The sequence below is a fragment of the Maribacter arenosus genome (genome assembly GCF_014610845.1).
Taxonomy (GTDB): domain Bacteria; phylum Bacteroidota; class Bacteroidia; order Flavobacteriales; family Flavobacteriaceae; genus Maribacter_A; species Maribacter_A arenosus.
Genome location: NZ_JABTCG010000002.1, coordinates 526,321 through 549,277, shown reverse-complemented (window position 1 = coordinate 549,277; position 22,957 = coordinate 526,321). Strand labels below are relative to the sequence as shown.

Annotated in this window: 24 protein-coding genes; 18 read left to right on the top strand and 6 right to left on the bottom strand. The window is 40.3% G+C overall.

Translation table 11 applies throughout. The features are described from left to right. Nucleotides 1–5: 5 nt before the first annotated feature. From HPE63_RS07540 to HPE63_RS07520, 5 genes are all read left to right on the top strand, one after another. Complete coding sequence (locus tag HPE63_RS07540; RefSeq protein WP_188313641.1) at nt 6–2,525, top strand: DEAD/DEAH box helicase family protein; 2,520 nt, start codon at nt 6–8, stop codon at nt 2,523–2,525. Further along, on the top strand, nt 2,522–2,701 hold the full coding sequence (locus tag HPE63_RS07535) for a hypothetical protein (protein ID WP_188313640.1): 180 nt from the start codon (nt 2,522–2,524) through the stop codon (nt 2,699–2,701). The genes HPE63_RS07540 and HPE63_RS07535 overlap by 4 nt, the downstream gene beginning before the upstream one ends. 172 nt (nt 2,702–2,873) lie before the next feature. Continuing rightward, nucleotides 2,874–5,942 (top strand): AAA family ATPase, encoded by a 3,069-nt coding sequence (locus HPE63_RS07530; RefSeq protein ID WP_188313639.1) that lies wholly within the window; start codon nt 2,874–2,876, stop codon nt 5,940–5,942. Further along, nucleotides 5,943–7,190 (top strand): McrC family protein, encoded by a 1,248-nt coding sequence (locus HPE63_RS07525; protein ID WP_188313638.1) that lies wholly within the window; start codon nt 5,943–5,945, stop codon nt 7,188–7,190. Between the two features lies 1 nt (nt 7,191). Continuing rightward, nucleotides 7,192–7,416 carry a hypothetical protein gene (locus tag HPE63_RS07520; protein WP_188313637.1) on the top strand — a complete coding sequence of 75 codons (225 nt, stop codon included), beginning with the start codon at nt 7,192–7,194 and terminating at the stop codon, nt 7,414–7,416. A 263-nt stretch (nt 7,417–7,679) separates the two neighbouring features. Here HPE63_RS07520 and HPE63_RS07515 read toward each other — a convergent pair whose 3' ends face one another. Further along, nucleotides 7,680–8,582 carry a hypothetical protein gene (locus HPE63_RS07515; protein ID WP_188313636.1) on the bottom strand — a complete coding sequence of 301 codons (903 nt, stop codon included), beginning with the start codon at nt 8,580–8,582 and terminating at the stop codon, nt 7,680–7,682. 72 nt (nt 8,583–8,654) lie between these two features. Beyond that, on the bottom strand, nt 8,655–9,347 hold the full coding sequence (locus HPE63_RS07510; RefSeq protein ID WP_188313635.1) for a DUF6799 domain-containing protein: 693 nt from the start codon (nt 9,345–9,347) through the stop codon (nt 8,655–8,657). Between the two features lie 468 nt (nt 9,348–9,815). Between HPE63_RS07510 and HPE63_RS07505 the strand changes: the two genes are divergently transcribed. The 4 genes from HPE63_RS07505 to HPE63_RS07490 all read left to right on the top strand — a co-directional run bounded on the left by HPE63_RS07505 (nt 9,816) and on the right by HPE63_RS07490 (nt 12,464). Continuing rightward, nucleotides 9,816–10,361, top strand: coding sequence for an RNA polymerase sigma factor (locus HPE63_RS07505; RefSeq protein WP_188313634.1), 546 nt, complete (start codon nt 9,816–9,818; stop codon nt 10,359–10,361). A 36-nt stretch (nt 10,362–10,397) separates the two neighbouring features. Then, a complete protein-coding gene (locus tag HPE63_RS07500; RefSeq protein ID WP_188313633.1) occupies nt 10,398–10,955 on the top strand; it encodes a hypothetical protein in 558 nt (185 codons plus the stop codon). 64 nt (nt 10,956–11,019) lie between these two features. Further along, nucleotides 11,020–11,535, top strand: coding sequence for a hypothetical protein (locus HPE63_RS07495; RefSeq protein ID WP_188313632.1), 516 nt, complete (start codon nt 11,020–11,022; stop codon nt 11,533–11,535). Nucleotides 11,536–11,549: 14 nt separating this feature from the next. Continuing rightward, complete coding sequence (locus HPE63_RS07490) at nt 11,550–12,464, top strand: hypothetical protein (RefSeq protein ID WP_188313631.1); 915 nt, start codon at nt 11,550–11,552, stop codon at nt 12,462–12,464. 165 nt (nt 12,465–12,629) lie between these two features. Here HPE63_RS07490 and HPE63_RS07485 read toward each other — a convergent pair whose 3' ends face one another. After that, nucleotides 12,630–13,478, bottom strand: coding sequence for a C-GCAxxG-C-C family protein (locus HPE63_RS07485; protein WP_188313630.1), 849 nt, complete (start codon nt 13,476–13,478; stop codon nt 12,630–12,632). A 546-nt stretch (nt 13,479–14,024) separates the two neighbouring features. Between HPE63_RS07485 and HPE63_RS07480 the strand changes: the two genes are divergently transcribed. Continuing rightward, nucleotides 14,025–14,837: a helix-turn-helix domain-containing protein gene (locus tag HPE63_RS07480; RefSeq protein ID WP_188313629.1), complete on the top strand. Its 813-nt coding sequence runs from the start codon at nt 14,025–14,027 to the stop codon at nt 14,835–14,837. A gap of 43 nt (nt 14,838–14,880) precedes the next feature. On the opposite strand, the gene HPE63_RS07475 is transcribed toward HPE63_RS07480, so the two are convergent. The 3 genes from HPE63_RS07475 to HPE63_RS07465 all read right to left on the bottom strand — a co-directional run bounded on the left by HPE63_RS07475 (nt 14,881) and on the right by HPE63_RS07465 (nt 16,610). Further along, a complete protein-coding gene (locus tag HPE63_RS07475; RefSeq protein ID WP_188313628.1) occupies nt 14,881–15,135 on the bottom strand; it encodes a hypothetical protein in 255 nt (84 codons plus the stop codon). Between the two features lie 505 nt (nt 15,136–15,640). Then, nucleotides 15,641–15,826, bottom strand: coding sequence for a hypothetical protein (locus HPE63_RS07470; RefSeq protein WP_188313627.1), 186 nt, complete (start codon nt 15,824–15,826; stop codon nt 15,641–15,643). A gap of 91 nt (nt 15,827–15,917) precedes the next feature. Further along, nucleotides 15,918–16,610: a hypothetical protein gene (locus HPE63_RS07465; protein ID WP_188313626.1), complete on the bottom strand. Its 693-nt coding sequence runs from the start codon at nt 16,608–16,610 to the stop codon at nt 15,918–15,920. Between the two features lie 220 nt (nt 16,611–16,830). On the opposite strand from HPE63_RS07465, the gene HPE63_RS07460 reads away from it, so the two are divergent. The 8 genes from HPE63_RS07460 to HPE63_RS07425 all read left to right on the top strand — a co-directional run bounded on the left by HPE63_RS07460 (nt 16,831) and on the right by HPE63_RS07425 (nt 22,849). Continuing rightward, nucleotides 16,831–17,019, top strand: coding sequence for a hypothetical protein (locus HPE63_RS07460; RefSeq protein ID WP_188313625.1), 189 nt, complete (start codon nt 16,831–16,833; stop codon nt 17,017–17,019). A 30-nt stretch (nt 17,020–17,049) separates the two neighbouring features. After that, entirely contained in the window at nt 17,050–17,238 is a 189-nt protein-coding gene (locus tag HPE63_RS07455; RefSeq protein ID WP_188313624.1) for a hypothetical protein, read from the top strand. A 54-nt stretch (nt 17,239–17,292) separates the two neighbouring features. After that, nucleotides 17,293–17,685 (top strand): hypothetical protein, encoded by a 393-nt coding sequence (locus tag HPE63_RS07450; protein WP_188313623.1) that lies wholly within the window; start codon nt 17,293–17,295, stop codon nt 17,683–17,685. A 128-nt stretch (nt 17,686–17,813) separates the two neighbouring features. Continuing rightward, nucleotides 17,814–18,308, top strand: a complete 495-nt coding sequence (locus tag HPE63_RS07445) for a DinB family protein (RefSeq protein WP_188313622.1) — start codon at nt 17,814–17,816, stop codon at nt 18,306–18,308. A gap of 171 nt (nt 18,309–18,479) precedes the next feature. Continuing rightward, entirely contained in the window at nt 18,480–18,830 is a 351-nt protein-coding gene (locus HPE63_RS07440; protein WP_188313621.1) for a bleomycin resistance protein, read from the top strand. A gap of 36 nt (nt 18,831–18,866) precedes the next feature. After that, nucleotides 18,867–20,441, top strand: a complete 1,575-nt coding sequence (locus HPE63_RS07435) for an amidohydrolase family protein (RefSeq protein WP_188313620.1) — start codon at nt 18,867–18,869, stop codon at nt 20,439–20,441. A gap of 350 nt (nt 20,442–20,791) precedes the next feature. Further along, a complete protein-coding gene (locus tag HPE63_RS07430) occupies nt 20,792–21,508 on the top strand; it encodes a 3-keto-disaccharide hydrolase (RefSeq protein ID WP_188313619.1) in 717 nt (238 codons plus the stop codon). Nucleotides 21,509–21,976: 468 nt separating this feature from the next. Continuing rightward, the gene (locus HPE63_RS07425) at nt 21,977–22,849 is read left to right on the top strand and encodes a hypothetical protein (RefSeq protein ID WP_188313618.1); all 873 of its coding nucleotides are present in this window, start codon (nt 21,977–21,979) and stop codon (nt 22,847–22,849) included. Nucleotides 22,850–22,957: the final 108 nt, after the last annotated feature.

The following is a 22,957-nucleotide window of genomic DNA, read 5'->3' as shown; positions in this document are numbered from 1 at the left end:
TTTATATGGACATAAAGTTATTTCCTAAAAAATCAGAAGTTACACCTACTGTTTACGCCTATGAGTTGCCAAACGATACAAGTCGTAAAGCGCAGTTGAAAGTAGGTTTCACCAACAGAACAGCTCAGAATCGAATCAAGGAACAAGTTGGTGCAACAAGAGCTGAATACCGTATTGTGTTAGAAGAAAGCGCCATGCGTAACGATGGTTCTACTTTTATGGATTATGATGTACATCGTTACCTCAAAAACAAAGGCTTTAAAAACGCAGATGGAGAATGGTTTCATTGCACTATAAAAGATATTAAAGCAGCACTAATTGCGGTAAAAAAAGGTGAGCTAAACGAAGAGAATCGGTCCTTAAACTTTAAAATGCGCCCTGAGCAAAAAAAGGCTATAGAACAAACTGCCTATTATTTTAAAAGTTTTGATAGAACATCAAGTGCTCGCACACCCGAGTTTTTGTGGAACGCCAAAATGAGGTTTGGTAAAACATTCACAGCTTATCAGTTAGCAAAAACAATGAACTGGAACAAGGTGTTGGTCCTCACTTTCAAGCCAGCCGTAGAGAATTCATGGCAAGAAGACTTAATGTGCCATGTAGATTTTGAAGGTTGGCAGTTTATTAGTAAAAACACAATAGAAGATGAAGTAGACGAGACAAAACCATTTGTTTGCTTTGGTTCATTTCAAGATTTTTTAGGAAAAAACACTTCTACAGGAGGAATTAAAACCAAAAACGAATGGGTACATGCAACAAACTGGGACTGTGTGATTTTTGATGAATACCATTTTGGCGCCTGGAACGAAAACTCAAAAGCTTTATTTGAAGAGTTATATGAAAACGGTGAGGACGAAGATTTAAAAGACTTTGAGCGCAAAGTCGGAAAAATTGAAAATTTCGATGCAGATATTATTCCTATTACCACCAATCACTTTTTATATCTATCGGGCACCCCTTTTAGAGCATTGACTTCAGGTGAATTTATAGAAGAACAAATCTTCAACTGGACGTATACTGATGAGCAAAATGCAAAAGAAGAATGGGTAGGCGAAAACAACCCCTATGAAAGTTTGCCTAGAATGGTGATGCTTACCTATCAAATGCCAGACTCCATTAAGGAAGTGGCTATTGGTGGTGAGTTCAATGAGTTTGACCTGAACGTATTTTTTGAAGCCAAAGGTGATATGGAAAATGCCCATTTTGTCATGGAAGAATTTGTACAAAAATGGCTAGACTTGATAAGGGGCAGCTTTTCAGCCACAACACTAGACGACCTAAAACTGGGGGCTAAAAAACCACCTATGCCGTTTTCAGATTCTCGTTTATTGAGCATTCTAAACCATACTTTTTGGTTCTTACCAAGTGTGGCTTCATGCCATGCCATGAAAAACTTAATGCTCAAACCTAACAATACCTTCTATAAAGACTATAAAATAATAGTTGCTGCCGGTACTCAAGCTGGTATAGGGGTTGCCGCTTTACCTCCTGTATTAGAGGCAATGGATAATCCTTTAAGCACAAAGACCATAACCCTATCTTGTGGTAAGCTTACTACCGGGGTTTCCGTTAAGCCTTGGACGGGTATTTTTATGTTACGGAACTCCTCTAGTCCTGAAACCTATTTTCAAGCTGCTTTTAGAGTTCAAACGCCTTGGGCAATAAAAAACCCAGATGGTGAATCACCGAACAAAACAGAAATTATTAAAAAAGAATGCTACGTTTTCGATTTTGCACCAAATCGTGCATTAAGTCAAGTAGCAGATTATGCTTGCCGTTTAAATGTAAATGAATCAAACCCGGAGAAAAACGTTGCCGAGTTTATTCACTTTTTACCTGTTCTAGCCTATGACGGCAGTTCTATGAAACAGGTAGATGCTGCTGGCGTTCTAGATATTGCCATGAGCGGAACAACAGCAACTCTTTTGGCACGTAGGTGGGAATCAGCATTACTCGTAAATGTTGATAATGGAACACTTGAAAGAATAAAGAATAATCCTGACGCTCTAAACGCATTAATGAGTATTGAAGGTTTCAGGTCCTTAAATCAAGACATTGAAACTATCATCAACAAATCAGAAGCAGTTAAAAAAGTCAAGAAGGAGAAGAATGATAAAGAGATGACCAAGAAAGAAAAGAAAGAGTTATCTGATGAAGAAAAGGAATATAAAAGCCTCAGAAAACAAATTCAAGAAAAGTTAATCAAATTCGCCACACGAATTCCTGTTTTCATGTACTTGACGGATTATAGAGAACATACTTTAAAAGATGTTATTACACAATTGGAGCCTGGTTTATTTAAAAAAGTGACAGGATTAAATGTAAAGGATTTTGAAATTTTAGTGAGCTTAGGAGTATTCAACAGCTCATTAATGAATGATGCTGTTTACAAATTCAAAAGATATGAAGATGCAAGTCTAGAATACACTGGAATTAACAAACACCAAGGTCAAAATGTTGGAGGTTATGATACTGTCTTAAGTAGAGAAGACTATAATCAAGTTTATGTAAACCAATCTGAATGAAAGCCACTGAACTCCACATCATTAACTTTTTACAAACGCCCAATATCCAATTATGGGCACTGCCTCAGCCACTTAACAAAATGACCAAAAAATCACTTTATGTAGATATGGCCAATGTGCTGGTGGATTTTCCAGCAACTATTAGTGAAAGCGACGAAAACAATCGCATTAGTTAGTGAATTCTATGACTTTTGTCAGTAAATAGCTCGGCACTTCCTGTTACCTTGCTATACCTCTTATCTGCCTTCAAAAATGATATAAATAAAACAAAGGTTATTCGACCCTATTGGGTGTAAATAGAACTTTAAGTATTTATTTAAAAACGAGTTCCAAATAGAAAAACATCATATGATTCCAAATAACATTACAAAAGAACATATTGAAAAAGCAATAAAAGAGATTGACGAAAACGGGATTCGAAAAGGAAGACATTCTTCAACTTATGACCTAATTCATGAGGGCAAAGCATATCCTCCCAAACTCGTAATCTCAATTGCAAATAAGTATGCAAATGGTATTGAACTGGATTCAGGTGATTTTCTAGGGGGTAAAGGAACTTTTGCTTTTGAATTATTGGAAAAAGAAGGGTATGAAATAGTTCAAAAAAATGATCCTGTAAAAACGCTAATCGAGAAATACAAAAAGCGAATTTCTGAAAATAATTTGAAGGATGAAGTCTACAAATGGGAACTTTTAAAACAGTATGGGGGGCGACCAAATACTAATGCAGATGATTTTTATCAAGAGCTAAAAGATGTTAAGTTTGGCAACTTAATGTATGCCATGGGGCAGGCAGTCATATACGATTTGGCAAAAAGAAAACCAGAAGAGACGCTGCAATTATTTGTAAATCTCTTTGATGAAACTAAAGATTTAACAGAGAGGGTTAAATATTTTAATGAAGAATCGCTAAAAATATACAGAGGATTGGGAGAGACGCTCCAACATCATCAAGATGAAAGGTCTATTTCTACCTATTTAACTTTTCACTACCCGGATAAATATACTTTTTATAAATCCTCATTTTATAAAAAATACTGTAAATTATTAGGGATAAAAGAGGCTAAGAAAAATGAAAAATACACCCATTATTTAAATCTGATTAAGGAATTAATAGAAGACTACATTATTCCAGATAACGAGCTAATTGAGCAAGTAAAAGGTTTAATACCTGAGTATTATGACGGTAGTAATCATAATCTATTGGCCCAGGACATTCTATATCAGATACTAGAACAAAAAGGCCAGATGAACTTTTGGATTTTTCAAGGAAATCCAAAAGTATTTGACTTTGAAACAGCGTTGAAGCAGGAAATTTTGACCGACTGGACGGTGAGTGCTCACAAGGACAAAATAAAAGTTGGTGATAAAGTCATCTTATGGATAACCGGGGATAATTCTGGATGCTATGCCTTAGCAGAAGTGACTTCAGAACCTCATGAAAGAACTTCTTCACCAGATGACCACCTATGGCAAGAAGAAGATAAAAGTGAATTAAAAACAGATGTCAAAATCACTCATAACTTAGTTGATTCTCCAATTCTAAAAGAAAGTATTGATTCATTGGAAGAATTAAAAGATTTAAAAGTTGGTAATCAAGGAACCAATTTTTCAGCAACTGAAGAAGAATATAAAACTATTCTTGATATAGCATTATCAAATGACAATAGTATATATTCAACTGTAAGGAAGGTTTTAGACCAAGAGAAGCTTGACAAGTTTATTTCTTTTCTAAGAAATTACGTGAAACATAATAAATTAGAACCAACTGATAAAAGAATAAGTTTTAATGTAAGGCCAAATAAAAATCGTCTTGCATTTATTATCGGAAACCGTTATTCATTAAGTATTCAAAAAGTAAAAAGCAAAACAGAATTTTCATTTATTTCTAAGAATATTCTAAGCAAAAAAAGTGGCCATTTTACCAACCACAAGGGTGAAATTGAAGCATACTGGAATGAAGTTGAAGACCTAGAAGGGTTCGAGGAAAACATAAATGAAGGATTTAAAATAGAACTACTAAGAAATAACAATAGCCCTTTCAGGCGATTTACCAACCAAGATTTTATTAATGATATATATCAAACGGATATTAATATGAACGAAAAAACCAATAAATCGTTTAAATCCTTGAATACAATCTTATATGGTCCACCAGGGACGGGGAAAACTTATAGGTTAAGAGAAAAGTACTTCGAAAGATTTACAATAAGTGAAAGTTCCTTGACTAAAGAACAGTTCATTTTAAATCTTGTATCTGATTTAACGTGGTGGCAAACTTTTGCAATCGCATTATACGATTCTGGTAAAACATCGGTAAACCAATTATTGGAACATGAAATTGTACAGGCGAAGGCCAGTTTATCCAATGCGAAAAATATTAGACCTATTGCATGGAGCAGAATGCAGGCACATGCGGTTCCTGAATGTCCTCATGTGAATGTTGCCGATAGCAGCGAACCTTCACTTTTTTATAAAGAAGTAGATTCTGAATGGCGCGTTGTTACTGAAAAAGTCGAGAGCTTATATCCGGAAGGTGTCGAAATATTGGAACAGATTAATAACTTTCAACCAAATGAAGATAAAACTATCAAGAATTATGAATTTGTGACCTTTCATCAATCATTTGGTTATGAAGATTTTGTAGAGGGTATTAAACCAAAATTGGATGAAGGTAATTCTACACTTGAATATGAAATTAAAGAAGGGATATTCAAGAAATTATGTCAAAGAGCTGAACAAGATCCGCAGAACAATTACGCCATTTTTATCGATGAAATCAACAGAGGTAATGTTTCAGCAATATTTGGCGAACTCATTACCCTTATCGAAGATGATAAAAGAATAGGCAAACCACAGGAATTAAGGTTGAAACTACCATATTCAAAGACTGAATTTGGGGTCCCTGCCAATCTCTACATAGTTGGCACCATGAATACTGCGGACAGGAGTGTAGAAGCTTTGGATACTGCTTTACGAAGAAGATTTTCATTTCAAGAAATTATGCCTGATATTAATGTGATTGCGAATGAAAAGGTAGAAGATATTAATCTATCTGAAGTTCTTAAAACCTTAAATTCTCGAATAGAATTGTTGGTAGATAGAGATCATACTATTGGTCATTCCTATTTTATTAATGTTGATTCTAAAAAGTTATTGGCTAATGCTTTTAGCGATAGAATTATTCCATTATTACAAGAATACTTTTATGGTGATTATGGTAAAATAGGATTGGTTCTTGGTAAGGGTTTTGTAGAGAAACTTAATAATAACAAAATTGATTTTGCAAGTTTTGATTATGAAGGTCAAAACGATTTCAAAACCCCGACTTTCGTTTTAAAGAAAGTAAATGAAGATTCTATAGTCGAGGCAGTTAATTTGTTATTGTCCGATAAAGAAAATAAACAAGAAAATTAGTTGTTAGGACATAAACCCATATCAGTTTTTGAACATCAACGCCTCAGAATTGGCGAACATGCTTTTACCAGAGATCATTTAGACGCGTTGTTAAAATTGAACGAATACCATGAAGGGGTCTATTTTGAACCCATTGCAAAGGGTATAAAATTTAATCAATATGTAGGGGTAATTCAAGTTGATGGCTTAACCATTGAAATCAATCCAAAAGCAGATAAGGATGACTCCGAAGAAAAATGGAAAGGGGTTCTTTTAAAAATGCTCCAGGCATGTGGTAAGTTAAAGGCCTCTTCAACTGGGCCCGCCCATGTTCGCAGGCAACATTTGAATTTACTTGAAGTTTATTTTGAGCTGTATTTACATGAAGTCGATGGCCTTATTCGAAGAGGGCTGTTAAAGAAATATCGACTGGAAACCAAAAATACCAAAGCCTTAAAAGGAAAACTCGAATTTGCCGGAAACATTAGACACAATGTGGTACATAAGGAACGATTTTATACTACCCATCAGATTTATGATACCAATCATATACTCCATCAAATTATATATAAAGCTTTGGATATAGTTGATCATTTTTCAAAAGGTATGCGCTTGTATGATTTTAGCAAGAGAGTGTTGTTGAACTTTCCAATAGTAGATAATAAAATTATTACTTCCCAGCATCTTGAAAACATTAAAATAGGTCGAAAAACAAAGGGTTATCAATATGCCTTAGAACTGGCTCGTCTTATAATTCTTAATTACTCACCTGATATTTCCAGTGGAAAGGAAAAGATGTTGTCCCTATTATTTGACATGAATCAGCTCTGGGAAGAATTTATTCTTAAACAGGTTAGAAAAGCTTGTATAGGTACCGATATTGCAGTGGAAGGACAAGAATCCAAGGATTTCTGGGAAAATAATTCCCTACGCCCAGATATTGTTTTAAGGAAGGGCTCCAAAACCTATATTATTGATACAAAATGGAAGCGGCCTTCATCAAACTCAGCATCAGTAAACGATTTAAGGCAGATGTATGCGTATTGTCGTTTTTGGAATGCTGAAAAGGCATTATTGCTCTATCCAGGGGAAACAAGAAAGAATCGTTTTAATGAATATAAAACAGATGATTACTCCAGTTTTGAAGGCGGCGTTGGTGAAATAAATCATTATTGTAAGATGGGCTTTGTATCTGTAATTGATGAAGAAACGGGTTTTTTAGATGACACAATTGGAAACAAAGTGTTAGACCTCTTAGACATTTTTTAGCATGGCGGCAAAACAAATGAACATCAAAGACTATAATAAGCAAGAGGCCACATTAAGGCTCTCCTGTACATGTGGTTGGGAAGGAAAGGCAAAAGAGGCGTATGGGGAGCTGTATGAAGCCGTATTGGATTTTGAATGCCCCAAATGCGATACAACGCTATTGATCGTCGATCTTATCGTAGATGCCCAAAAGTATTTTGATCATAAAGCATCGAAAAAACCCTAGCAATAAAAATCACGTATGGGCCAACACCTGTACGATCGCTTTGCGCATATCGCTATTGGCTGCACGCTTTCTTTTGGCAACAATTGTTTAAGTGCAGCATTTTCTAAAATAATCAGCTATTTCCTAAAACATCCTTAACCGCTTTGCACCCCCCATGGTTAAGATAGTCGGTATGCGCCTCCAGCTTTTTAAAATGTTGCCCGTAAATTTCGCTGCATAGTATAATATGGGTGGTTGCCCCTTGCAAGGGGTAAACAAAAAGGTCATTTCCTTTTTTTGGTATACAACCAGTAACTGATCCCGACTGAAAAATAGAACACGTTCTCCAAATCTTCGGTTATAACGGTATCTGCCGTGGTAATGGTCGCACTACTTTGTGGGAATGCCAAAACCGGGGTAAACGAAAAAATAAACTGCTTATGATAATAGTGTAACGGAAGGCTCAATTCAATATTCAACAGATTGAATTTTGAGGCTTCGGCAATTTCGACCGAGGTAATCAAAGTTGGCTCTGTACTCCCCGAACCCATACCTTGGCCTTTGCGGTTTCCCAACCGGCTGGTGCTGTAATATTCTTGATAAAAGTATTGGGATCCTGCATGTACGGCTATAGAAGGCGCTATCAAAAGTTTATGATCGGCCGCATAAAACGTACGATCGATCATCGCACCCACAAAAAAATCGGCAGCACTTTCGGTATTGAAATAGCTGCTGGCCGAGAGCGTCACCTCAAAAGCCTTAAAATCGTAGGCAAGTAGGCCCGTAAGATCGGCAACCGTTTCCGATTGCACATTATAACTATCTTCATTGAAAAAATAGGCGGTGCCCGAAATGCCACCACTTAACTTTTCGGAGCTAAACAGATACCCAGCGCTTATTAAAAATAGATCCACCCTGTTCGCTTCGGAACCGGTCAGATAGGATACGGAGGCATCGGCAAAAAAGCCGGATGTATCATAATAGCCTATAGATGGGAAAATATAGGGGGCGGCTATCGAATCGCGTCTCCCCATAAATACGGCATCATTGATATAACTCAAGTCGGCCAAGACGTACGATGGGGTATCACTTGACTTCTCCTTAACGGGTTTTTTAATGTTTTGTGCGATCAGTCCAAAATAGAAAGCAGGTACCATTAGCGCAAACAGTAGTAATCGACTTTTCATGATAAACATTTTATATTGGAAAGAAAAGGATATTGCCCTGACGATAGCGTCAGGGCAAGACCCCTTATAACTTTATTTAACGCTCTTTTTACCTTTCCGTTTTGGAAGATTGGGTTTCTTTACCCCTGTTTTTGTTTTTTTCATCATCTTCTTGTTGGCTCCTATATTCTTTTGAACCATCATTTTTTGATGTTGATAGGTGTTTTTAAAAACTTCGCCCTGCATATTCAAACATTCACCATCTTGCAGTTGCAATTGTTTGCGATCCCTCAGTTGATATGTACCATCTGGATTTACACTTCCACCATCTGCCAATTGAAGCTGTGACTGCAATCGGTTTTGGGATTGGTTTTTGATCTGGTACATTTCCCCATCGACCAACATGTATTGCATACGGTTTTGATTGCGTTCTTGTACTTGCTCTTGCGCCAAGCCTTTGTTCTCTTGGTTTACTTTGTAACGATATTGGTATTCATTTCGATATTTGATACCGTCACCGTCCAAGCATTCGCCATTTTTCAATCGTAACTTTATACCTTCCTTTGTTTGGTACGTGCCGTCTGGTTGTACCACCGTACCGTCTGCCAAAGTTTGTTTTTCCACCAAGCGTTGTTGGGCGCGATCCTGAAGTTGTAGCATTTCGCCATCGACCATCACCAATTTGGTGCGATCCTGATCTTGGATCCTATCCTGATCCCTTTCCTGTGCAGTGAGCATAGTGGTTCCTAGAGCCACAAATGCTGCCATTACTAGTATTTTTTTCATGGTATTATAGAATTAGATTTAAAAAATTCTTTTAGGGAAACAATTCGATTTCCAAACCGTTTCACATTTCTTTAGACCCCTCTTTTTTGCTTTAGTTTGAAATATTGGGTTGAAAATTTTTGAGCTCTACATTGGGATGTGGTATTTCTATTTTCAGGTGGAAGGAAGCACGTTTTGGCTTAAGACTTTAGGGCGGTTTTTTATAGGAAATGGTTTAGGGGACTTCCCCAATGTTCGAAATGGGTTTGTTGGAATTACCGATGGAAGGCCCGGTGGTGTACCCTGGAACTTTTGTACATCAATCTAAAAATTCAGCTTGAGATAATTGTATGCAATCGGAAGGAAAACGAAAATCATCACCTAAAATGCCAAGGCCGGCCTATTGTAATTCCTTAAAGATCCAGTATCTTTTAGGTGCCTTACCAAACTAATTTTAAATATCAAGGTCTAAGGTAAAAACCCGAACTCTTGAACACGGACACCGCTCTTATAACAAGACTTAAAGATCCAAAGCAAAGAGATGAAGCTTTCAGCGATTTACTTGACACCTATCAAGAGCGACTCTACTGGCATATTCGAAAAATCGTTATTACGCACGACAACGCCAATGATGTGCTACAAAACACATTCATCAGAATTTATAATGGCATACAAAATTTTAAGGGAAAAAGCGCCTTGCATACATGGATGTATCGAATCGCCTATAACGAATCGATTCGATTTCTAGAGCAACAAAAAATAAAGACATCCTTTGATTTGGAGGATGACAATGCCGAATATCTCAACAAGTTAACAGCAGATGTCTATTTTAATGGGGAAGAGTTGCAACTGAAACTGCACACTATTATCTCTAACCTATCGGATAAACAACAGCGGGTGTTTCAAATGAAATATTTTGATGATCTAAGTTTTAGGGAAATATCGGAAATTCTCAACATAAGTGAAAACACCTTAAAATCAAGTTATTACAGTGCAGTTAAAACCATTGAGGAACAAATTACTGTCTTAACGTAACAAACTATTTAAAAAAACAAAGGTCTAACCAATACCATGAGTGAATTCAATAAAAATAAGAAGCATCGAGCAGGGCAATCTGGCAATCACTTTTTAAGGAAGGCTAGCCTTAAAAAAAGTCTTGCCCAAGAGCATAAGGAATATCTGGGAATGGACGTACCGGAAGGCTATTTCACCAAATCAAAGCATACTATTTTAAAAAGTGTACAACCTAAAAAAGCACAAAAACGAACGGTATTTGGGCTTAAACCTATTATCGCCTATCGCATTGCAGCTTCTATACTGCTTCTCGTCGCGCTTACTTTTTGGTGGCAGACCACCAATAACGAAAACAATTTGGAAATGATAGATGTTGAAGTAGTCGTTAGCCCAAATGAACTTGGCAATGCAGATGATTTTTTGGTAACATCCCTACTTATTGATGATGCGGATATAGATCAATTTGTAAATGAGTTTATCACTGAAGAAATTATTGTTGAGGCGGAACTTTCCGAACAACGGTTAGAAAATCTATTTATCAATTCCCTTTTGATAGAAGATTCATTAATACATGGATATATAGATGAAAATCTGATCGAAAACATAGTTTTATAGTCCAAACGAACTATTTCAAAAAAATAGGTTCTAAGAACTGAACGCACAAAAAAAATGAGTAGTCATGAAAACAAAAGTAAAAACCCTCATAGCACTTTTTGGTCTTGTCATGTTTTTTATATCGGGTAGTTTTCTTTTTGCCCAAGAAACCGATCTTGCACCGATCATGAACCAGTTATCGCAAGAACAACAAGAAATGTTGCAAACCCAAAGACAATTGATGTTACAAAATCGCGAACAACTTAGAGCTTCGTTAACAGAAGAGCAGTTGGCCATTTTAAAAGATAAGACCCAAACTAAAGAACAGATGCGACGTCGCCTACGGGAGTCTTTTTCTGAAACTCAGAACGATTTGGTACAAAACCAGGAAAGGCAATTACGCCAGGTTAGAAATCGATTCAGGGAATCTTTGACCCAAGAGCAAAGACACATGTTAAGGGAACGTGTACAGCAAAACAGGCAATCGCGAGATCAAGGCGAAATCAGGAACCAACATGGTTTTGGGGGCGATGGGGAACGTCCCGGACGCAAGGGCCCGGATAAAGGCACTGGAGGTAATAATGGAAATGGTGGAGGCTAAGATCTGAAAATAGGATGAACATCCATCGTTATATACAGAACAAAGGATTAATGGCAGTTTGGTTGCTACTGTGTACAGTGGCAACCACTCCTCATTTATATGCCCAAGAACCGGAACAAGGGGATGAGATCGATCTGCTGTTGGACGAGCTTTTTTTTAATGACCAACAATTTCTTGATGATATCTTAAATTCCCTTGATAAATACGACTTTCTCTACACCAACGTTTCCTTAAATAGCCATACCTATTTTACCGGACGTGAATCTGCAGTGGACCAATTCAATATCGTACCCCAAATCTCCTATTATAGCTCTTCGGGATTCAACATGAGTATTTCAGGGATTTTGTACGAATCTTTTGTGCCGCAATGGGATTATACCAATGTATCGGGGGGTTATTACAACACTATTGGCAAAAAAAAACACGTTACCTTCAACACAGGGTACACCAGATACTTTTATACCAATGGGTGGGATACCTTTACCAATTCGTTGGACCTGACATTGGGGTTGAGGAATAAAAAACGGAACCTTGGCACAAAACTTACGGCCTCATACTTATTCGGGACCGACCAAGCCTTTCAACTTGTTTCACGAACCTATGTGAGTGCAACGCTTACCAAACAAAAGAATTTTGTCCTAAGGTTCAGACCACAACTGAATTTTGTGATTGCACAACAAACCATTGCCTTGGAGCAGCTGAATACGCAAGGCAATGAACCAACGACCGAATTTATTTATGATGATATTTTTGACCTATTGAATACACAATTGAACATTCCGTTGGCGTTGGCCACCAAATCATGGGATTTAGAATTGGGGTACAACATTAACTTTCCCTCCCCGGTTGCATCTGAACCCAGCTTAAAAACCACTGGTTTTTTTAATTTTTCTGTCGGCTATTTAATCGATTTGAATACGAAAAAATAGTTCGCGGGGCACTTTTGGTTTATGACTTTTTACAAGATCGGATAGTATTGTGTTCGGCGAATGGTATGCTTACGTATGGGCCAATACCTGTACCATCGCTTTGCGCTATTCGCTGTACGCTTTCTTTTGGCAACAAATGTTTCAGCGCAGCATTTTCTAAAATAATCAGCTATTTCCTAAAACATCCATGACCGCTTTGCACCCCCCTTGGTTAAGATAGTCGGTATGCGCCTCCAGATTTTTAAAATGTTGCCCGCAAATTTCGCTGCACAGGATGATGTGGGTGGTTTCTTTATTAAACCGCTTTAGTATTTTTTTAGCGGTCTTATTGTTAAAATAGGGCGGGTTCTTTCCGGGATGCGCCCGGCACCAGTCCACCATCTTTTTCCATAGGGCGGCACTTAAGGCCCCACAGGCATTGCCGCTTAACCCAAGGCCACCGGCAAAGCCCGCCGCCATAATCTGTTCCTCTTCACTGCCCCCCATGTGCCGTACCACCTCCGAGGCACAGTTTCGTAGTTTTTCTGGGACGTTGGGTGGTTCGGCCATGCCTTCCACGGCCGCGGCTACGGCTTCGGGCGCCCATTGTTCGGCGAGGTTGAAGCAATGGCTGTTTTCCATGCCCTGAGCCGTGACCTTCGTCATGAATTTCGTCATCCCCAAAAAAGTGCTGAGGTCGTACCCGATGATGGCCTTGCAATTGGCCGTTCCCGACCGTTGTTCAAAGGAGGTTAAAAGCTGTTGTGTTGCGGCCACGGCTGTGGCCATGGCGGTGTTCGGATCTTGTTCTTTACGAAAAGCTTCGGCCCCTACGGCCAAGGCAGCGCCCCAAAGCATGCCGCATTGGTAGCCTTGGTTCATAATGCCCCCCGCCAGGGGATTCAAGGCGCGTTCTTCTACCTCCTGTATATGTCCAAATTCGCGGTTTAAAATATGGGCAAAGGTCCGGGAACAGGTGCCACATTCTTTAAAAACCTTTTTGGTATCATTTTGTTTTGTTATCGAAGGGTTCATTTCACTAGAATTTTTCGGTTTACGGTGGTTGGTATCAATCGGTAGGCCCGAGTACCAAGGGGTTATCCCCACCATTCGGTAAAAAAAGGGTGGGACTATTTCCTAATGTTCCTTAAATCTATGTCTTCGTACCAGTAGTGACAATGACGGGTATCAGTTTAGGGGATTTCAGATTTCAGAGATCAGATTTCAGACATCAGATTTCAGATGTCAGACCCCTCCGTCCCGCTGGGGCGGGACACCCTGCCAAAGGCAGGCAGGCTTCACCTCTTCTTGAGGGGAGGACTTTTTTGCGTCCATCGACTTTATGTGGAGCAAAGCTATTTGACTTTACCTTTTTTATAACTCCCCTCCTTTGTAAAGGAGGGGAATGAATTCCGCTTCAGCGGAAGAAAGGGGTGGTACCCTTCGTACTTTCGACTTTCGACTTTCGACTTTCAACCAGAAATCAGAAACCTGAAACTAAAAATTGCCCTTGGAAAATTTTAGAGGCCGCCTCTTCCAATTTCGGCCATAATTTGTTAACTTGTAGACAAACAAGCTGTTATGTCCATCTCCATGGAAAGTCCTGCCCTTTCTGCCACCCGCGATTTTCGCGTGGTCATGGTTTTGGAGGCCGGGGACGCCATTCACAGCAGCTTTGCCCGGCAGTTGGATATCTTTTCCCAGAAATTCCATCGGAGTATCACCAAGACGATCCATCAATTCAAAGGTCATATAGTTAAGCACGATAACCATCGGTATGAGGTCTTCTTTACCAGCAGTACCAATGCCGTGTTATGTGCCCTAAAGATCAAATACAACTTTAAATATATCGGCCAACGTGTGGACAGCAACCACAAACATCTGGGTATTGGCATTAGTGTAAGCCCAGAGGATAACCCTGCAGAAACCACAGCCCGGGCTTCCCAATTGTGTGAAATGGTACCAGGGCCCATAGTGATCACCACAAAGGTGAAGGAGATGTACGAGCAGGAGAATAGGCAGGCGAAGATCGATCCGGACCTGATCCGTACGCTAAAGCCCAAGGAAGAACGATTTTTGGCCCAGGTGATGGCTTTTTCCCAAACCCATTGGAACAACCCCCGTTTTACCCTAAAAACGCTCGGTACCGAACTGGGTTTAAGCAGGGCGCAACTGTATCGCAACCTTAAAAAACTGACGGGCAAACCGCCCACGGCCTTTATGCGCGAATACCGTTTGAACAAGGCCTTGCACCTCTTACACCTGCAATTCGGCAATATTTCCGAAGTCGCCCATGAAACGGGCTTCAACAGTCCCACCTACTTTACCAGATGCTTTGTGAATACCTATGGTATGCTCCCATCAAAATATGCCCAATTGAACCTGCGGGTATAGGGGAGAAACCGGTTTTCAGAGTTCAGATTTCAGATTTCAGAAGTCAGATATTTGACATTCCTGCCCTACGGCTTCGCGAGGCACGAGCAATCTCATGGGTATTGGTAACCAAAGCGAGTGATTTTTCATTTCTTTTGCCCACCCAAAAGAAACGAAACAAAGAAAAAGGTGCCTTATCCGAGGCATTTTTTCTTTTTCCGAAAAGAAAAACCGTGTCTGAAACTCCGCGTCGCTGCATGCTGCAGCTCCTGTTATCGGAGCTTTCAAACACTATGCTGCGGATAAGGGTCCTCTCCATGGAAGGTATTGCTATCCTTATGCTTATCTGGATCGTCTTCGCGAGGCTCGAAGCGCTCTCAATGGGATTAGTGACCAGAAACCAGAAACCTTAAACCAGTTTTCAGATGTCAGACCCTTCCGTCCCGCTAGGGCGGGACACCCTGCCAAAGGCAGGCAGGCTTCCCCTCTTCTTCAGGGGAGGACTTTTTTTGCGTACATCGACTTTATGGGGGAGAAGGCTTTTTGGTATTCTCTTTTTATAGCTCCCCTCCTTGGATGGAGCCTGCCGACCGTAGGTGGGGAGGGGAATGAATTCCGCTTCAGCGGAAGAAAGGGGAGGTACACTCCAAACTTTCAACTTTCGACTTTTGACTTTCGACTTTGAACCTTAAACCAGAAACTTGAAACCTTAAACCGGCAACCGCGCTCCTTCTTCCGTCTTCAATCAACTTTCAACTTTCGACTTTCGACTTTCGACTTTCGACCCGAAACCTGATTTCTCCCCTAATATGGTCCTTTTTGTGCTAGCTCTTCTCGGTAATGGAGAGGTTGATCACAATGGCCATCAACAGCCAGATGATAAAAGTTTCCCCATGGGTCATTTCATAGGTAGACCCCGCCATTTTGGCCAGCATTAAGACAATGTAGACGATAACAGGCGATAGTAGCAAGCTCACCACTAGAACGATAATCGATTTTTTGTAATCCATAAGACATTGGTTTAGTTATTTAATTGGAATCATTTATAGCGCAACTTAAAAAGCCGTAGCTGGCAGTCAACAACAGCCTTTAAATTTAGGTTTATTTCTTCTTTTTTCCTTTGGCTTTTTTGGTCTTTTTCTTTTTCCCCAATTTGCTTAGTTTGTTTTTCAGTTTTTTGACTTCCTTGTTCTTGACCGCTTTCTTTTTTGCTTTTTTCAACTTTTTCTTAAGGGCTTCCACTTTTTTGTCGGCTTTTTTGGCCGTTTTCTTCAGCTTCTTTTTTAGCACCTTGATTTTTTTCTCGGCCTTTTTAACTGTTTTGTCCTTCGTTTTTTTAACGGCCTTTTCAACGGCAGTACCAGCTGCCTTTAGCTTGCTCTCTTTATCAGTTTTAGCCGCTTTTTTCTGCTTGGGCGCAACGGGTGCTGCCATGGTTTTCTTGGGTTCGGCGACTACGGTTGTCTTTTTGGGGGCGGGTGTGGCTGCGGTGGTTTTGGCGGGAGTCCTTCGTACCGGGGCTTTCCGCGCTGGGGCTTTGGTTGCTGTGGCCGTACTTTTGGCCGGTGCCCTTTTTACGGGAGCTTTGGGTTTCGCAGCCGTGGTGGTCGTTTTCCGTACCGGGGCTTTCACTCTGGTCTTTGCTGCGGTCGTTGCAGGGGCCCTTTTTACAGGGGCTTTGGGTTTTGCGGCCGTGGTGGCCGTTTTTTTGACCGGGGCTTTCGCTGCGGTTCTTGTTGCGGTCGTTGCAGGGGCCTTTTTGACCGGGGTGTTGGGCTTTGCTTTCTGTTCCATAGGGTGTTTTTAGAATATCTTTTAAAAATTACCATAAAAAGCCCAATACTGCAATAGGAGGGGCTGTTTTTTTACTTCAAGAAGCACGGTAATTCAAAATAAAATTTTTTAGCGTCTCAAAAAATGAGACTGTGTCCTTCTACTTTGGCGGTATCAAACAAGAAAATTGCGCAATTTTTAAGTTTTCGATAAAAACAAAGTGTAACTAAAAGAGTAAAAAATGAAAAATTTGGAAAAATTTGAAGTACGTGAATTAAGTGCTCAAGAAATTGCAGAAATCGAAGGGGGTTTTTGGAATTACGTTGTCAGTGCCATAGCTTATGTAGCTTATGAGTGGGCAGCTAATCCCACGGCCCATAACAATGCTGTTGCAGAAGGGTATAACAGCTATGAAAGTAAAATACCTTAATAAATAACACAATACTAAAAAACCAGAATTATGAAAGATTTAAAATACAATAACTTAGAAGAATTAAGCTTCCTTGAGTTGAATGAGTTAAACGGAGGAAATGAGCTTACCGAATCCATTGCACGTGCAATAGGGTGGTTGGGAGCTGCACTACAGGATGGTGCTAGATGGACATTTATTAACAGTGCCAATGATCCCTCTATCTCCGGGTTTATGTAATAAGGTACTAAAGGGATGCTTTTCTTAGGCATCCCTTAATTTTTGTATTACAAAATGAAAAAGAAAGCCGTCCTATTTCTTGTTCCATTCATCGTTGTCAGTTATTTGCTCCATAACGATTATAGGGCCTATAGTTATAAAAACCATATCACTGATTTTGGATTGGCCGATGTGGGGTATAACCTATTTGCGGTAACCTTAATGGCCTTACTGTCCTGGACAGGGGCATTTAAATTTTCCAAAAACAAATTTTTAGATATTTTAATAATTACCGGCACGTACGTCTTTGTAGAAATTGTCAGTTATTTTATCCCACTTTTCGGGGTTTTTGATATCAAGGATGTCATTGCCTTATTGTTTAGTGGTACTTTGACACTATGCCTATTTAGATTTTTTGATAAAGAGGCATTCGAGAAAAGCAGAGTTGCCTTGAAACAGTATTTCTGAAAGTCCGTCAACCCCAGTCCAAACCCAATATCCCAAGATAAAATCCAAAGGTTTGCTTGTAAGTGAATAATGGCTATATTCAAGGGTTAATAGCCATACTTAGAAACCGAAAAAAGAAGAATACGACCATGGATCGATCTATACAAGAAACGCTTTGGCGACAATTCGGGGCAAGTATCGATATGCTCGAAAATGCCATAAAACTTTGCCCCCCTGAATTTTGGGATACCGAGAAATATTTTTGGTACAACGCTTACCATGGTCTATTCTGGTTGGACTATTACCTTACGCTTCAACCGGATACGTTTGCGCCACCATCGCCATACACCTTATCTGAATTCGATGCCTCCGGTAAGATGCCGGATAGAGCCTATACCAAGGAAGAACTTCTTGCCTACCTCGGGCATTGTCGGGAAAAATGTCGTGATCTCATCTTAGGTATGACCGATGAAATTGCCAGATCACGTTGGGTAAACGCCCATAAGGACTATTCTGTTCTTGAGATTTTGCTGTACAATATGCGACATGTACAACATCATGCGGCCCAACTTAATCTATTGCTTCGGCAGGAAATCGACGATGCCCCGAAGTGGGTTTCCGTTACCAAAAGAGTTCTGGAATAAAAAAATAGAAAACGGTCCGCCCACAAAAAACCAAGTCACATCGTCGTTCTGAGTCATAATCCAGGAATTCGATAATAATTGAAAATAAACTAAATTCAAGGGTTGGGAGTCCGTAAAAAGACGGTCCTCACGACATCCGATAAAAATAAAATCAAAACAAAACACACCACCATGCTGACAGCCATACACCCCAAATTACCCATGCGCAACAAAGGGGCCACGAAGGATTATTATGTGAATCAATTGGGTTTTATGGTACTGGGGGACTATGGGGATTATCTTATGGTCAAAAAAGAGGGCATCGAAATCCATTTTTTCGAGTTTAAAAGGTTGGACCCTAAAAAGAACTACGGCCAGGTGTATATACGCACCAACAACATCGCCGAACTCTACCAAGAGCTCTTGGAACGTAAGGTCCCGATCCACCCTAACGCCCCCTTGGAAACAAAACCCTGGGGCCAACGGGAATTTTCACTCCTCGACCCCGACAACAACCTACTGACCTTTGGGCAGGCGATCTGAATTTTACCTATCTTCAAGGGGGTAAATTTATAAACCATGGGATATAGACCAAAAGAATCTTCAAAATGGTTACCGTTGCTCATGTCGGTCCTTCTTTTCGCAGGTTGTAAACAAGTAGATTTAATACAGTGCGATAATTGCTATGCCATCACCAATACGAACGTCATTGATGTGGCACAAGGACATGCCGATACCGCAATGACCTTGGTAATTCAGGATAACCACATACTGGAAGTAGGTAATATGGCGATGATGGATATCCCTAAAGAAATCCCTACCATTGATGGGCGCGGTAAATTCGTAATTCCCGGCCTTTGGGACATGCACGTGCATTCCTCCTTGGATACCATTACCCGAACGATCCTCTTTCCTCTATTGATCGCCAATGGGGTTACCGGTATTCGGAATATGAAGGCCGATTGTTATGATGAGGAATACCCATGTGCAAAATATAACGATGTATCTATAAACACGGCCAAACAATGGCGGACGGAGATTACCGAAGGGCGTTTATTGGGCCCGCGTACTATTTTAGGGAGCCAGATGGTCAACGGTCCCCGAAACGATTCCTCAACGGTCCTGAGTCCTGGCACACCGGAACATGGGCGGGCCCTTGTGCGTTTTTTAAAGGAACGCGGGGTCGACTTTATCAAAGTGTATGAGGAGTTGCCACGTGATGTATATTTTGCGGTGGCTGAGGAAGCCAAGAAACAACACATAGTTTTTGCCGGTCATGTCACCTATACCATCAAGGCGTCAGAAGCGGCAAAGGCCGGCCAAAAAAGCATAGAGCATTGTTGTGAGGGGAATATCATGGATGAATGCACGACCTTGGAAGACGAATTGCGCAAAAAGTGGGCGGCCGCCGTTGAAAAGGAAACCTATGATCTAGGGAAGCTCATTCTGGAAATGGAGGCCACCTATGATGCCGGTAAATGCGACCGTTTGTTTGAGGAGTTTGTAAAATATAATACGTGGTTTACCCCTACGCTATTGGTTTCAGAAAGCAGATACCCCTACTATTTTGACTGGAAAACCGATAAGCGCCTAGCCTATATTCCGAAATCGGAACAGGAATTATGGCAAAAATGGAACGATGAATTTGATGATGTTTTTGGCTTATGGGATGAAACCAAGCAAAAGACGATGCGAAAACGACGCTTTGAGATCGTACGGGCCATGCATCAAAAAGGGGTTCCCCTTTTGGCGGGATCGGATGCTGGGGAATCGGGTATCTTTTGGGGCTCTAGTTTGCACGAGGAGTTGGATCTTATGGTGGAAGCGGGATTAGGAGCCCCGGAAGTCCTAAAAACGGCCACCCTTAATCCGGCCATCTTTTTAGAGGCAACCGATTCCCTCGGCACTATTTCGAAAGGGAAACTGGCCGATATCGTCGTCCTCGATGCGAATCCGTTGCTCGATATACGGAATACCAGAAAAATCAATGCCGTGGTAGTGAATGGGCGTTACCTGGATAAGGCAGCGCTTGATTCGATACTGAGGCATGTGGCCCTGAACGTTAGGTCCCGATACACCCCAACGCCCCTTTGGAAACAAAACCCTGGGGCCAACAAGAATTTTCACTCCTCGACCCCGACAACAACCTACTGACCTTTGGGCAGGCTGTTGATCGCTGATGGCTATACGCTTTATGATTTGTACTTGATTTTAGTAACCAGAAACCGTTTTCAGAGTTCAGAGTTCAGAGTTCAGAGATCAGATGTCAGATATCATACACCATACTTGGTACTTAATATTCTATACTTTGTACTAAATACTTCAAACTTCAAACTTCAAACTTCAAACTTCAAACTTCAAACTTCAAACTTCAAACTCCAAACTCCAAACTCTAAACTCCAAACTTCAAACTCCAAACTCCAAACTTCGTACTTTCGACATTTGACTTTCGACTTTCGACTTTTGAACAAGAAACCCGTAACTTTAAACCTTAAACTCCAGTTATGAAAGTATATCCATTTCTCCTCTTGTCTTTTTCGTTTTTGTTCTTCGGATGCAATACGTCTGAAGACGGATGGACGGCCCTGTTCAATGGCGAAAACCTCGACGGTTGGCACGCTTATGGGGCAGAGGCCATCATCGATGGGTGGTATGTTGAAAATGGCGAATTGGTCTATGACTTTCAACGTCGTGAAGGGGGGGCAAGCTCCAATCTGGTCACCGATGATACCTACACGAATTTTGAACTCTCTTTGGAGTGGAACATTGGTCCCCATGGAAATTCCGGACTCTTTTGGGGGGTGTTGGAAGAAGAACGATATACGCATCCGTATGAAACGGGCCCTGAAATCCAAATACTCGATGATAATTGGAAAGACTATGTAGAGGAACGTGGCGATATAAATCGTGCGGGATCATTATATGGATTATTGCCACCTTCGGCCATCGTTAGTAAACCCGCTGGGGAATGGAACCACTACCTACTTCATATCGATCATTCGGAGAATATAGGGTTCCTAGTTTTCAACGACGTTGAAGTGTTGCGTTTTCCGGTACATGGACCCGAATGGGAAGCTATGATCGCAGCCTCCGGATTTTCCAAATGGCCCGATTTCGGGACGGCCAAAACGGGTCATATAAGTCTCCAGGAATATGGGGGCAAGGTCGCCTTTAGGAATATTAAGATTCGGATATTACCTGAAGAAGGCCAAAGGCAATAAGGTAAGGAGCTCGCACGAACCCACTGGCGGCCGGCAGGCTTTGCAGTGAAGACAATGACTATAAATACCCCTTGTGCATTTTGATGGTATCGTTTTGACTTCAGGGGTCAGTTCGAGTGTTTTTTCGGAATGCAATGAGGAAAAAACGTATCGAGAACGGATTTAGAGGTAACATGGTTCTCGATACGCTCGATTTCCGATGAAAAAAACGGTAAATCGAGCACTCGAACCCACATTCTTGCAAAATCAAACTCGATAGTAAATCACAAAAGCTTCGAAATGCAGCATATTTGAAATGCCGCATAACGGTCGGGTCGATTATTTCATTCAGCTGACCAAAATCATTTAACATTATTTTATATTATTCTAATTTTTCTATCACGTTCCGGTGACCTTAATATCAACCGCAGTCCTCTACTGATTTTTATGACAAATTATCATACAGATATTAACTTAAAATACTATCCCATGAAAAAAAAATTCTCCTTTTTCGTTTTGCTAAGTTCAATCGCATTCGTAGCAAATGCCCAATCTTATAATTTAGTTGACGCTTTTTATGAGGGTTCAAATGGAATAAACGCCACTACCCGTGTCCAAGTCGATAAATATGGAGGGACTATCGTTTCAGACAGAATATATAGTGATGATTGTGGGGGGGATTTTCATATAAAATGGTCTTTTTCAAAAGATATTTCAACGCTTGAAGAGGGTGAGGAATTTGTGGTTTACACGAAATGTGATGGTTGTACCTCTTCATGTGGTTTCAGAAGCGCGATTGCCGTAGCTGGTAGTTCAGGAAATATTACAAGTATACCAGGATTCAATTATACGTATAACGGTAATATGGAGGTAGTGGCGTCAAACACCAATTCTTTCAATAGTAACGATTGGTACAATGGGTACAGTACCGCTTCTTTTACCGTAAAAGCCAGAACCAAGAAAAAGGTAAATTATACCGCGTTTTATCTAATTATTGGCAACCATAAGGTTTACTACGTATTTCAATATGGTGAAAGCAGGTATAGCGACCCGATACCAAGACCGAATCCAAAAAAAGTCGATTGTTTGGCTTTTATAGGCTTGGGTCAAGCAGTCAATGGGTTATCAATGGGCGCTTATGAAGGTTATGGGTACACTTGGATGCTTCAAGCTATAGATATCGGGATAGCACATATAGAAGCTTCAAATTGCATGAGTTCAACGTATTTAAGAGATTTAAGAAACCGCATTAATTATGCGCAAAATACCAAAATCTTTTTGGACGAAATTGAAGCATATCGAAAGAGTTTATACGATGAAGCCGCTCAATATTGCGCTCCTTGTAAACAATGCTCCGATTGATTTTTAATAAAAGCATCAAGGTATTTTTTTAGGGTTTGTTTGTCATTGATGGGTTCGGATTTTAAAGCACAACCGATAGCGAAGGCAAGGAGCAAAAAGTGCTCCCCT